The 12602-nt window shown below is 33.5% G+C and carries 12 protein-coding genes; 10 read left to right on the top strand and 2 right to left on the bottom strand.

From position 1 onward, the window contains the following. Positions 1-93 precede the first annotated feature (93 nt). The 4 genes from ABD077_RS07405 to ABD077_RS07390 all read left to right on the top strand — a co-directional run bounded on the left by ABD077_RS07405 (position 94) and on the right by ABD077_RS07390 (position 6926). Entirely contained in the window at positions 94-2592 is a 2499-nt protein-coding gene (locus ABD077_RS07405; RefSeq protein WP_343911696.1) for a DUF5686 and carboxypeptidase-like regulatory domain-containing protein, read from the top strand. A gap of 205 nt (positions 2593-2797) precedes the next feature. Next, complete coding sequence (locus ABD077_RS07400) at positions 2798-3328, top strand: inorganic diphosphatase (protein ID WP_343911695.1); 531 nt, start codon at positions 2798-2800, stop codon at positions 3326-3328. Between the two features lie 111 nt (positions 3329-3439). After that, positions 3440-5857, top strand: a complete 2418-nt coding sequence (locus ABD077_RS07395) for a sodium-translocating pyrophosphatase (protein WP_343911694.1) — start codon at positions 3440-3442, stop codon at positions 5855-5857. Between the two features lie 73 nt (positions 5858-5930). Next, a complete protein-coding gene (locus ABD077_RS07390) occupies positions 5931-6926 on the top strand; it encodes an App1 family protein phosphatidate phosphatase (RefSeq protein WP_343911693.1) in 996 nt (331 codons plus the stop codon). On the opposite strand, the gene ABD077_RS07385 is transcribed toward ABD077_RS07390, so the two are convergent. Next, entirely contained in the window at positions 6923-7690 is a 768-nt protein-coding gene (locus ABD077_RS07385; RefSeq protein ID WP_343911692.1) for an XRE family transcriptional regulator, read from the bottom strand. The genes ABD077_RS07390 and ABD077_RS07385 overlap by 4 nt on opposite strands. 165 nt (positions 7691-7855) lie before the next feature. Here ABD077_RS07385 and ABD077_RS07380 point away from each other — a divergent pair, with 165 nt between their 5' ends. From ABD077_RS07380 to ABD077_RS07365, 4 genes are read left to right on the top strand one after another with little or no spacing between them, the layout of a single operon-like run. Beyond that, on the top strand, positions 7856-8236 hold the full coding sequence (locus tag ABD077_RS07380; RefSeq protein ID WP_343911691.1) for a DUF559 domain-containing protein: 381 nt from the start codon (positions 7856-7858) through the stop codon (positions 8234-8236). Further along, positions 8226-9488: a putative DNA modification/repair radical SAM protein gene (locus ABD077_RS07375; protein ID WP_343911690.1), complete on the top strand. Its 1263-nt coding sequence runs from the start codon at positions 8226-8228 to the stop codon at positions 9486-9488. The genes ABD077_RS07380 and ABD077_RS07375 overlap by 11 nt, the downstream gene beginning before the upstream one ends. Positions 9489-9494: 6 nt before the next feature. After that, complete coding sequence (locus tag ABD077_RS07370) at positions 9495-10268, top strand: TIGR03915 family putative DNA repair protein (protein WP_343911689.1); 774 nt, start codon at positions 9495-9497, stop codon at positions 10266-10268. A 53-nt stretch (positions 10269-10321) separates the two neighbouring features. Continuing rightward, positions 10322-10687 (top strand): hypothetical protein, encoded by a 366-nt coding sequence (locus tag ABD077_RS07365; protein WP_299603331.1) that lies wholly within the window; start codon positions 10322-10324, stop codon positions 10685-10687. Between the two features lie 126 nt (positions 10688-10813). On the opposite strand, the gene ABD077_RS07360 is transcribed toward ABD077_RS07365, so the two are convergent. Then, entirely contained in the window at positions 10814-11410 is a 597-nt protein-coding gene (locus tag ABD077_RS07360; protein WP_343911688.1) for a nitroreductase family protein, read from the bottom strand. 54 nt (positions 11411-11464) lie between these two features. On the opposite strand from ABD077_RS07360, the gene ABD077_RS07355 reads away from it, so the two are divergent. Together ABD077_RS07355 and ABD077_RS07350 are read left to right on the top strand one after the other, a co-directional pair. Further along, positions 11465-12172: a methyltransferase domain-containing protein gene (locus ABD077_RS07355; RefSeq protein ID WP_343911687.1), complete on the top strand. Its 708-nt coding sequence runs from the start codon at positions 11465-11467 to the stop codon at positions 12170-12172. After that, entirely contained in the window at positions 12172-12600 is a 429-nt protein-coding gene (locus tag ABD077_RS07350) for a hypothetical protein (RefSeq protein ID WP_343911686.1), read from the top strand. The genes ABD077_RS07355 and ABD077_RS07350 overlap by 1 nt, the downstream gene beginning before the upstream one ends. The last annotated feature ends 2 nt before the right edge of the window (positions 12601-12602 follow it).

Here is a 12602-nt window from a genome sequence, read left to right as displayed (position 1 = left end):
AGATAATAGAGAAATAAAATACGAACCTTTATTATTTTAAATTGATTGTTATTTAAGAACTACTATGTCATCATAATTATTTAAGGATATTAGATGAGATATTGGGTTTTAGGGTTTTTATTTTTAGTATGTAGTAACTCCTTCATTCTTGCACAAACCAAAGTAAGCGGATATGTTTACGACAGTAACAAACAAGCAGTTCCATTTGCCAACATAGTTTTTGTTAATTCTACTATCGGTACTATTACCGATGAAAATGGTAAGTTCTATATGGAGTCTGATCAGAATCATAGTAGCATCAAAGTTTCTTTCTTAGGTTTTCAAACCAAAACAGTAAAACTAACGAAACGAACTACTTACAATATGGAAGTAATTCTCGAGGAAGAAGCAGCATCATTAGATGAAGTTGTCATATATAAAGGAAAAACCTCCAAAAAAAACAACCCTGCTATTGATATACTTCGAAAAATTTGGGAAAATCGCAGAGAAAATGGTGTCAAAAAGTTCAAACAATATAATTACGACAAGTATGAAAAGTTAGAGTTTGACCTTAATACCATAGATAGTGCATTGGTCAATAGTCGAATTTTTAATGGTATGGAGTTTATTTTTGAAGATATTGACACTTCAAGAATCACCGGTAAAACCTACCTACCTATATTTCTTAATGAAGCCATTTCTAAAGTTTACGGTGATAATGAGATAAATGAATTTAAAGAAGTACTACAGGGAAATAAAAATGCAGGATTTAGTGATAATCAAACACTAATCGCTTTTGTAAAAGATCTCTATTCTGATTACAACATCTATGACAACTACCTAAAATTTTTCGATAAGAGTTTTACCAGTCCTTTGTCAAGAACAGGTATTAACGTATATAATTATGTACTTACCGACAGTGCCTATATTGGAAATAAATGGTGCTATAATATTGTATATTATCCTAGGCGTAAAAATGAGCTTACCTTTAAAGGAGACTTTTGGGTAAATGACACTACTTGGGCGATTAAAGAAATTAACCTTGAGGTAACTAAAAGCGCCAATATCAACTGGGTAAAAGATTTGTATATAGAACAGGAATTTGATGTACTTAATGACTCCATATTCTTGATTACTAAAGATTATTTCCAATCTGATTTTGCATTTAACAAAAAAGAAAAATCAAGAGGTGTTTATGGAAAACGAACCACTTTATACGACAACTATAAATTCGATCAAAAGAAAGATAGAAAATTTTATCAGAGTCAGGTAGATCCATATAATCAGGATATTTATAATCGTGATGACTCCTTTTGGGCAAATGCCAGAATGGAAGAATTAAATAAAGATGAAAAGAAAGTCTATAAACTTCTAGATACCTTAAGAACGGTTAAAGCTTTTAAAAGGCTCTACAATGTAGGAACGATTTTAGCTACAGGATATGTAGAATTTAATGGATGGGATTTCGGTCCACTATTCTCCACAGTAGGATTCAATGCTATCGAAGGATTCCGATTACGAGCTGGAGGTCGCACCTACTTTACCGCGAATGATCGATGGAGAATTGAAGGCTATGGAGCTTATGGTTTAAGAGACAATAAATTCAAGTATGGAGTTTCAGGTAAATACCTGGTAGACAGAAAATCACGATTAATTGTTTCTGCAGGTAATCGCCGTGATGTAGAACAGCTAGGGGCAAGTCTCACCAACACTAACGATGTAGAAGGAAGGAGTTTAGCATCTTCTTCTATTGTTGCTACAGGAGATAATAACAGACTTACTTCTATCAACTTATCTGCATTTTCTATGCAAATAGAACCTAGAAAAAACTTTACTATTGGTGTCACAGGATCTTACAGAACTCTGAAACCGGCTGATAGGGATTTATTTAGTTTAGATTTCTTTGATCCCGATACTGGGGAAGTAAAATCAGAAATCACGCAGGCAGAAATAGCGACATCCCTTGCCTATTATCCCGGACGAAAAACAACAGGATATGGAGTCGATAAAATCACGGTCAATGATGGTGATTATGCACAGCTATTTCTCAACTATTCCGTAGGTCTGGATCACATATTAGAAAGTGATTTTGAATATCAAAAAATCCAATTTTTCTATAGACAACCTTGGAATATTGGAGGATTTGGTGTGCTTAATAGCTCTATAGAATTAGGAAAAACATTTGGAGAAGTCCCTCTAGGGTTACTAAGTGTCGTTCCTGGTAATCAAACCTATTTGTCTATTCAAAACACCTTTCCGCTACTTAATTTTTACGAATTTGTAACTGATACATACGCTGCGGTACATATTGAACATAATTTTAATGGCAGGTTATTTTCTAGAATACCATTATTGCGAAAGCTAAATCTTCGTGAACTTGTTGGTGTTAGAGCCGTTTGGGGTGAATTATCAGATGAAAACATCGCTTTGGATGCATCCGGATTTCTACAAACTGTTGGAGCACCAGATGATGAAGCGTACTGGGAATATAGTCTTGGAGTTGGAAACATTTTCAAAATATTTAGAATTGATTTCCATTTCCGAGGTAATTATTTCGATAATCCGGATGCTCGTGATTTTGGTGTTACTGGTTCTTTTGGATTCTATTTTTAGGTATATTTCTTAGATATATTTTATCCTTTATTTGTCTTTAGAATTGATTTTTTATCTTAAAATTGATAGAATTGATTTTTACGAAAACCTTTTAGGTTACCATAACATTAAAATTTAGTAAAAAACCGTGTTATTTTTGGGAATAAATTTTAACCAAACCCTTGTAATACTTATATTTGCCGCCCATAAAAATGAGAACTAGAATATGAGCGCAGCAACACGCGAAAGTTTCGATGTACTTATCGAAATACCAAAGGGAAGTCGTAATAAATACGAATATGACTTCGATATAAAAAAAATCCGTTATGATCGAATGATTTTTTCATCAATGATGTATCCAGCTGATTATGGTTTCATTCCAGAAACTATGGCATTGGATGGAGATCCTTTAGATGTATTAGTTTTAGTAACGGAACCTACTTTTCCAGGATGTGTTATAGAAGTTAAACCTATCGGAGTTTTTCATATGACTGATGAAAAAGGTCCTGATGAAAAAATAATATGTGTACCAGTTGCAGATCCAATAGCAAGCAAATTAGCTGATCTGAAAGAAATGAATCCGCATTTGATTAAAGAGATAGAACATTTTTTCCAGGTATACAAGGATCTTGAAGAAAAGAAAGTAGATGTTGGTGGCTGGGGTAACATCGATGAAGCCAAAGAAATCATCAAAGCTTGTGTTAAACGTTTTGAGGATATACAAGACAAACCTCAAGGATTATTTAGCATACACTAATCAAGAGCTATAAAATACTAAAAAAGCGCAATGTTTTATCAAAAACATTGCGCTTTTTATATTTATATGATTTTATTACATTTAGCGACTAATTAACTAAAAAGACTTTTAATGGAATCAAACATGATTTATATGCCAATTGTTTTGGCAGCACTGGGGCTTATTTATATGCTAGTTAAAAAATCTTGGGTAATGAAACAAGATGCTGGAGATGGTAAAATGAAAGAAATTTCAGATCACATCTATGAAGGTGCCTTAGCATTCCTAAACGCCGAATATAAATTACTTTCAATATTTGTTATCATAGTTAGCGTATTACTTGCTATCGTTTCATTTATAGTTCCTACTACTCACTGGTTAATTGTCATCGCTTTTATTTTTGGAGCGGTTTTCTCTGCTTTTGCTGGTAATATAGGTATGAAAATAGCTACCAAGACTAATGTAAGAACTACACAGGCCGCACGTACTAGCTTACCGAATGCACTTAAAATATCTTTTGGAGGTGGTACTGTTATGGGACTTGGTGTTGCTGGTTTAGCAGTACTAGGATTAACAGCTTTCTTTATCATATTTTTTCACTTCTTTATGGGTGGAGAATGGACCAACACTATGGATATGACTGTTGTATTGGAGACATTAGCTGGATTTTCTCTAGGAGCTGAATCTATAGCATTATTCGCTCGTGTTGGTGGTGGAATCTATACGAAAGCGGCTGATGTAGGAGCCGATCTTGTAGGTAAAGTAGAAGCTGGTATTCCAGAGGATGATCCTCGTAACCCTGCTACCATTGCAGATAACGTTGGAGATAATGTTGGAGATGTTGCTGGAATGGGTGCTGATTTATTTGGATCTTATGTAGCAACTGTTTTAGCAGCCATGGTATTAGGAAACTATATTATAAAAGACATGGGTGGAAACATCGTTAATGAAGGATTTAATGGAATTGGACCAGTATTATTACCAGTTGCCATTGCTGGTGCTGGAATTATTATTTCTGTAATTGGAACAATGCTAGTAAAAATAAAAACCAATGAGGCTAAGGAAGCTCAAGTTATGGGAGCTCTTAATATAGGAAACTGGACTTCAATCGCTCTGGTAGCTATTTCTTGTTTTGCTTTATGTACTTACATGCTACCTGAAACCATGAAAATGGAATTCTTTGGAGAAGGTCTTGTTGACATTTCTGCGATGCGTGTATTTTACGCAACTTTAGTAGGTCTTTTTGTAGGTGGAGTTATTTCTGCAGTTACTGAATACTACACAGGATTAGGTAAAAAACCGATTTTAGAAATTGTACAAAAATCAAGTACAGGAGCTGGCACCAATATTATTGCTGGATTAGCTACAGGTATGATTTCTACTTTCTCTTCTGTGTTATTGTTTGCTGGTGCTATTTGGGCATCCTACGCATTCGCTGGCTTCTATGGAGTTGCAATGGCAGCCTCTGCAATGATGGCTACGACAGCAATGCAATTAGCAATAGATGCTTTTGGACCTATTGCAGATAATGCAGGAGGAATTGCAGAAATGAGTGAACAAGAACCTATCGTAAGAGAACGCACAGATATTTTAGATTCCGTTGGAAATACAACTGCAGCAACAGGTAAAGGTTTTGCCATTGCATCTGCCGCACTAACATCTCTAGCATTATTTGCTGCTTATGTTACTTTTACCGAAATTGACGGAATCAATATTTTTAAAGCACCTGTATTAGCAATGCTATTTATTGGAGGAATGGTACCTGTTGTATTCTCTGCATTGGCTATGAATGCTGTAGGAAAGGCAGCTATGGAAATGGTATATGAAGTACGTCGTCAATTTAAAGAAATTGCCGGTATTATGGAAGGAACTGGAAAACCAGAATATGACAAATGTGTTGCTATTTCTACAAAAGCATCATTAAAAGAAATGATGTTACCTGGATTATTAACTATAGGATTCCCGTTGGCAATTGCATTTATTCCGATGATTTTTGGAATGAATCATCAAGCAATTGCTGAAATGTTAGGTGGGTATATGGCTGGTGTTACCGTAAGTGGAGTGCTATGGGCTATTTTTCAGAATAATGCTGGGGGTGCTTGGGACAATGCTAAAAAATCCTTTGAGGCTGGTGTAGAAATCAATGGAGAAATGACTTACAAGGGATCTGATGCTCACAAAGCAGCAGTAACAGGAGATACCGTTGGAGATCCTTTTAAAGATACTTCTGGACCATCTATGAATATATTAATCAAATTAACCTGTCTTATAGGACTTGTTATTGCTCCTATTCTAGGTGGACACACATCTGAAACCGCCGTTGCTGTGGCAAATGAAGAAATTGAAATAGTAAAATCAAATGACACTTCTTCAAACGAAGTTGAAAAACAAATTGAAGTTACTATGGAAATGGATGGCGATATAGCTAAAGCAGAAGTATCTATAAAAACGACTATGAACGGTAAAACTTCAACCGAAATTAAAAAATTAGAAGGAACAGAAGAAGAAGTAAAAGCTAAAATTGAAGAAATTAAGGCCAGTTTACAATAATTGTAAAAGAAATAGATTAAAAAACCTCGCCCATTAGCGAGGTTTTTTATCTTTATGGATCAACGCCGAATGAATGTTTAAGAAAAAACCCTTACGAATCAACACCTATCTTGGCTATGGAACTAACTCTAGGCTTAGAGCTACCGGGAGAGCTTTAGAAGATGAAAACATTCGTTTTGATGGGAATACGAAAACATTTAGAACTCTTTATAATATTTATAAACAATTTGAAAGTGACGAGGTTAAAAAGGTCCCTATTGAATTGAAGCTTTCTGAAACTCAAACATTCACAACAATAACAGATTTAGAGGGTTATTATCATTTTGATGAAAATTACATTAACACGGATAATCTAATTAATGAAGAAGGATGGATACCTTATACCGTTTCTTATAAAATCAAGAACAAAAAAATTATTCAATCAAATATTTTTGAAGGCAGCATGTTAGTACCTTCAGCGAACGCATCCTATGGTGTTATCAGTGATATTGATGATACGATTTTACATACAGGTGTAGCATCATTGTTTAAATGGAGGGTTATTGCTAATACATTTTTCAAAAATTTTGATAGACGCCTCCCTCTAGAAGGAACAGTTGAGTTTTATCAAAAATTAAGAAAAGGTAAAAACTCAAAAACGACTAATCCTATTTTTTATGTGAGCAACAGTCCCTGGAATTTATATGACTATCTAAGTGCTTTTTTAAAAATACACGCTTTTCCTAAAGGTCCCATTTTACTAAGGGATTTTAGAACATTTTTGGATAAAACTCCAAAACTAAAAACACCTCACAAGTACACAGAAATAATCAACCTATTGGAATTATATCCTGATATGAAATTTATTTTAATAGGAGATAGCGGAGAGAAAGATGCAGATATCTATACGAATATTGCAAAAAAATATCCTAATAGAATATTAGCAATTTATCTAAGAAGCGTAAATCATAAGCGCAAAGAGAGAAGAATCAAAAAAATTATTGATTCTTTCGATATTGCACCTATACTGCTTGCCCACTCTTCATTAGAAGCAGAAGAACATGCAAGAGAACAAGGATTTATAGACTAATTTTTTAAACTTCGTACTTCCGATGTAAGAGCCAACATTGCATCTTGCAATTGTTTTATACTTGCTGTATCCGAATTTGCATCGATATTAAAACTTAGTTTACTATTCACCTCCCATAATTCTACTATTTGATGTGCCTTTATAGAGTAAGGAAGATAATCTGTATTTAAAGAAATTAAGGTTAATGAAGAAGAATCATCATTTTTCCTAACCTTTTTTACCACAACACTATCGTGTAAAACTACTACATACAAAGCGTTGCTTCTTATTTCAGAAAGATTATTTACAGCTTTTCCTATCACCCATTCTTTAGGCTCAAGTACCGGTAGCATACTATCACCTTCTACTTGAAAACCTCTGTAAGTAGCATTTCTATACTCCGGTAGGGGAATATCAAAAGCAGGTAATTGCTGATACCAATCCACATCCTGTACATTATGAGGATAGCCAGCAGCTGCTTTTACATTAACAAGAACAATGTTTTCGTTATTCTCTGAATCTACGGTTACCATCTTTGGTGAAACATCACCGTTATGTAACTGAATTTTTTTTTGATCACTTTCACCAAACAACCAAAGAGGGTTTACTCCAAACTCCTGAAGTAGTTTAGAAACAACTTTTCCCGAAATTTTGGTTTTCCCTCTTTCTATATCCGCAGTAGAATTTTTAATATCTAAAACTCTGGCAAAATCAGATTGTGTAAAATGATTTTCCTCGCGAATAGATTTGAAGCGTTGAATGGTTTGGTTGGTTATATTATCCATACAACTTCGATTTATTTATTAGCATACATTTCTGTCACTAGGTTTTGGAGCAATTCTTAACAAATATACTATTTTTTGGAATAATTCCAATTTTAACATAATTTCATTTTTATTTTTTTGGAATTATTCCATAAATTTGGAAAAATTACTAGTTAACTATCATCTATGATACCACAAATCTTATTACATCGACCAGAATCTGAAAAAACAATACGATATTCTTTAAACAATTCTATACCTGTAAAAGAAGAATTACATAGAAGATTGACACAAAAGGGATATTACTTTCTTCAGGATCATAGAATTAATAATTACACCTTTGATTTTTATTGTTCTACTTTTAAAATCGCAATAGAGATTGATGGGTACGCGCATGAGTTTTCTGACGTGTACAACTTAGATGCTCCAAAAAAATTACATATTCATTCTTTGGGAATTACGGTACTTCGTTTTACAGATCATCAAATTCTTGTAGATATAGAAGAAGTTTTTAGAGCATTAAAACATCTCATAAATCAGCAAAACACCTCATCTTATGTCGTTTGACAGAATTCGCGAGAAATTATCAATTCTTGCAGATGCTGCAAAATATGATGTATCCTGCGCAAGTAGTGGAGTTAAAAGAGCTAACAAAGAAAAAAGTCTTGGTAACACTACAGCAATGGGCATATGCCATAGTTATACAGAAGATGGACGATGTGTTTCTTTATTAAAAATCTTACTCACCAATCACTGTATTTTTGATTGTGCTTACTGTGTAACGAGAAAAAGTAATGATATTAAAAGAGCTGCTTTTAAAATTCAGGAAGTTGTAGATTTAACTGTTAATTTTTACAGAAGAAACTATATAGAAGGATTATTTCTGAGTTCAGGAATTTTTAAAAGTTCTGACTATACCATGGAGCGGTTAATAGCAGTTGCCAAAAAACTACGATTAGAAGAAAACTTTAACGGTTATATCCATTTAAAATCTATTCCGGGCACTAGTGATGAGTTGATGAGAGAAGCTGGTTTATACGCTGATCGTCTTAGCGTAAACATCGAAATACCTACTGTATCAGGATTAAAACTTCTCGCTCCAGATAAAAAGCATGAAGACTTTATTAAACCAATGAATAAGGTGAAGAATGAGATTATACAGTATAAAGCCGAACGAAAACTACTAAAAAATACACCCAAATATGCTCCTGCTGGACAAAGTACACAAATGATCATTGGAGCAACAGGAGAAAGTGATAGAGATATCATGTACTCAGCTACCTACTATTACAAAAAATTCAATATGCGTAGGGTATATTATTCTGGATACATTCCTATTAGTAAAGATGATCGGTTACCGTCAATACATACAGAAGTTCCAATTCTGAGAGAAAACCGACTCTATCAAACAGACTGGTTATTGCGATTTTATGGGTTTTCCATTCAAGAGTTATTAAACGACGATCACAAAAATCTCGACCTAGACATAGATCCAAAACTAAGTTGGGCGTTAAGAAGCCCAGAGATCTTTCCGGTTGACATCAATAAGGCAGACAAAAATTTATTAGCTAGAGTACCTGGAATAGGAATGCAATCAGTGTATAAAATAATACAAGCTAGAAAATTTAGAAAATTAAATTGGAGTCATCTAAAAGCAATAGGCATTTCCCTAAATAGAGCAAAGTACTTTATCACCTGTGATTCTAAAGATAGTTACCACAAGGACATTTCTCCTACTCGACTTAAAAATGCGATACTCCGTAATTCATATAGTAAGCATCAAAAACACTTTAGTAATCAACTAAGTCTTTTTTCATAATTAATCATGGCACCTCATACTATATTACAATACGATGGAAGTTTTGATGGGTTTCTGTCGTGCGTATTTATGGTATATGAACAAAAAATACAACTACCACTAATACAGAAGCAATCTGAAGAAAACAACCAACTATTTACAATTTCCGAAATTGTACATACAGATAAAACAAAGGCAAAAAGAGTATGGGATGGCTTACGTAAAAAAGTTCCGAAACCACAAAAACAAGCAATTTTCAAAGCTTTTTTAAGTGAGATCAAAGGTGTAGAAAACACCCTTTTATCTTATATTCAAAATATTTTTGACACTTCGCAAAACATAGGTTTAGATTATAGTAACAAAGACATTTTAAAAATTAGCCAAGTTGCCAAAATGGTACAAAGAGAAAAACACCGCATGGAAGCCTTTGTACGATTTAAAAAAACAAAAGATGATTACTATGTTGCCACAGTAGAACCAGATTTCAATGTCTTACCATTGTTAATACGCCATTTCAAAGACAGATATGCAGATCAGAAATGGATTATATATGACATTAAAAGAGGATACGGTATATGCTACAATCTCATCAATATAGAATTCATTACAGTAGACTTTTTTTCTAAACTACGAACAACGATTGAAAAAGATGTATACTCCGCACAAGAAATGGATTTTCAAAAACTATGGAAATCTTATTATGATAGTGTAAATATAAAATCCCGAAAGAATTCAAAACTACATGTACAACATCTTCCAAAGCGGTACTGGAAATACTTGATAGAAAAAAACGAATATTAAAATAAAATGTTAAATTTGACGTTGAATAACCCAATTAACTATATCTATCAATTATGAAAAGATTATTTTTAGGAGCAATCGCTCTAATGTTTGCAGTATCAGTTACGTCTTGTAAAGACACTAAAAAAGCTGAAGATGCTGCGGAAGAAGCTGTAGAAGAAGTAAAAAATGCTGCAGAGGAAGCTAAAGAAGAAGTGAAAAATGCTGCAGAGGAAGCTAAAGAAGCTGCTAGTGAAGCAGTAGAAGAAGCTAAAGAAGCTGCTGGCGAAGTAGTAGATTCTGTTAAAGCTGCTGCTGGTGAAGCTGTTGACGGTGCTGTTGACGCTGCAAAAGAAGCTGCTGGTGATGCAGTAGACGCTGCAAAAGACGCAGTGAAAGACGGAGCTAATAAAGCTGCTGACGCCTTGAAAAAGCAATAATATATAGTAATATATATGTAAAACCATCTGCCTATGGCAGATGGTTTTTTATTTAAAAGATTTTATTATTCAGAATTAACACCTTTCCGAAAGGTGTATTATTTTCTTAATTAAGTTTGAAAAACGTTACTGATCCAACCATATTACTTTATCTTCCATTGGACTTCTCTTTGAAGAAATGGAATCATCGTCTTCATAATTACCCAAATACAAAAACCCCAAACATTTTTCACCTTCTTCAAAATCAAAAAATTCATCCATATATTTTATAAACCCAGGACTACTCCAATAGCATCCTACATGATGCGCTGCACAGGTTAACCACATATTCTGCACTGCCATTGACGTGGCAGCGATTTCCTCCCACTCTGGCACCCTTTCTTTATCATCACGTTTCATACATATCGCAATGATAGCACTTGCTAACGAACAATTATTTTTAATCTTCTTATGTTTAAAAGGAGAAAAACTATCTTCTGGTGTAATATCGGTGTAGGTATCCGATAAAAAGGTTCCTAAACGATCCTTTGCCGCTCCTCTAATAACTTTAAAACGCCATGGTTCTGTTAATCTATGTGTAGGTGCCCAGTTTGCATTTTCTAATAGTACTTTGATTAATTCTTCAGAAACAGGTTGATCATTATATTGTGCTGGAAAAATAGCTCTTCGTTCTCTTATTATCTGGTTTAAATACTCTTTATTCATTAATTTTACACTTTTCATGTAAAGTTATTATTATTATCGAGACGAATAACAACAAATCCTAAGTTATATATTTTGAATTTCCAAGTTCGTCTTCATACCTCAGAACAATTAGACAACCTATCGCTATCAGGTACTATTTTACACAATACTTTATCCAGTCTAGAATTAGTAAATAGTTTATTTGGCAATCACAGGCAATTGAGCAAAGCAACCCTCGATTATTGTTCTAAAATATATGATGGGAAAATCTTAAAAATTGTAGATCTCGGTTGTGGTGGCGGAGATACTGTTCATAAAATTTACAATCGATTAATTAAGGCAGGAATAAAAGCTTCGGTATTAGGAATTGATGGAAATCCTCAGAGCATAGCTTTTGCAAATTCCAAATATGCACATAACGATGCTATCACCTTTGAAACAGCAAACATACTAGACGATTCGTTTACTATACCCAAATGTGATATTATAATTAGCAGTCATTTTATCTATCATTTTCAAGATATGGAGTTGATTGATTTCATTAAGAAAACAAAACAACAAGGGATTAAACATCTTATCTTTAGCGAACTAAAAAGAAGCAAAGTTGCTTATATTTTATTTAAACTATCTAGTTTTGTATTGCCTCTTTCATCCATGGCTAAAACTGATGGATTAACAGCTATTAAAAGAGCTTTTACTGTTGCCGAATTACAATCTATTTTAAAAAAATCAGAAGTAAAAAAGTATCACGTGGATAAAAAATTCTGGTTTAGAACCTTAACAAAAATTGATCTTCTATAATGAAAGAAATTTTATTACATCATTTCAACAACTTAAAAAACACTCCAAAAACACTTCTATTAACTTATATTATAGTCTATTTTACCTGGGGACTTGGAATGAATGCATTTGGAGCGGAAATGGAAATCGCAAGATTTACTTATTGGTGGCAAGTAATTAGCTGTTATATTTTATACATGGTTCCTATTTCTATTCTACTAAAAGAATATAGTTTTTTTAATCAATATGCATATGGATTAGTAGCCATGGGAATACTAGAATTTTTAGGATATTGGCTGCAAACTTCATACGTTTATCCTAATAACATCTTGGATAAATTATTTAGTCCTCAAAATTTTAGTTTGGGAATGGCTTTATTTTTTGCCTTATACTTTCCAGCCGGAAACTGGTTAGTAAACAAAATAAATGGCGTCCTGTTTAAAAAATAGAT

The organism is Aquimarina litoralis (genome assembly GCF_039523995.1).
Classification (GTDB): Bacteria; Bacteroidota; Bacteroidia; order Flavobacteriales; family Flavobacteriaceae; genus Aquimarina; species Aquimarina litoralis.
This window is presented reverse-complemented; position numbering and strand designations above follow the sequence as displayed.

Excerpts from the sequence above, each read along its gene's own strand:
- ABD077_RS07405 (WP_343911696.1), top strand. The coding sequence starts at position 94 with ATGAGATATTGGGTTTTAGGGTTTTTATTTTTAGTATGTAGTAACTCC.
- ABD077_RS07400 (WP_343911695.1), top strand. The coding sequence starts at position 2,798 with ATGAGCGCAGCAACACGCGAAAGTTTCGATGTACTTATCGAAATACCA.
- ABD077_RS07395 (WP_343911694.1), top strand. The coding sequence starts at position 3,440 with ATGGAATCAAACATGATTTATATGCCAATTGTTTTGGCAGCACTGGGG.
- ABD077_RS07390 (WP_343911693.1), top strand. The coding sequence starts at position 5,931 with ATGTTTAAGAAAAAACCCTTACGAATCAACACCTATCTTGGCTATGGA.
- ABD077_RS07385 (WP_343911692.1), bottom strand. The coding sequence starts at position 7,690 with ATGGATAATATAACCAACCAAACCATTCAACGCTTCAAATCTATTCGC.
- ABD077_RS07380 (WP_343911691.1), top strand. The coding sequence starts at position 7,856 with ATGATACCACAAATCTTATTACATCGACCAGAATCTGAAAAAACAATA.
- ABD077_RS07375 (WP_343911690.1), top strand. The coding sequence starts at position 8,226 with ATGTCGTTTGACAGAATTCGCGAGAAATTATCAATTCTTGCAGATGCT.
- ABD077_RS07370 (WP_343911689.1), top strand. The coding sequence starts at position 9,495 with ATGGCACCTCATACTATATTACAATACGATGGAAGTTTTGATGGGTTT.
- ABD077_RS07365 (WP_299603331.1), top strand. The coding sequence starts at position 10,322 with ATGAAAAGATTATTTTTAGGAGCAATCGCTCTAATGTTTGCAGTATCA.
- ABD077_RS07360 (WP_343911688.1), bottom strand. The coding sequence starts at position 11,410 with ATGAAAAGTGTAAAATTAATGAATAAAGAGTATTTAAACCAGATAATA.
- ABD077_RS07350 (WP_343911686.1), top strand. The coding sequence starts at position 12,172 with ATGAAAGAAATTTTATTACATCATTTCAACAACTTAAAAAACACTCCA.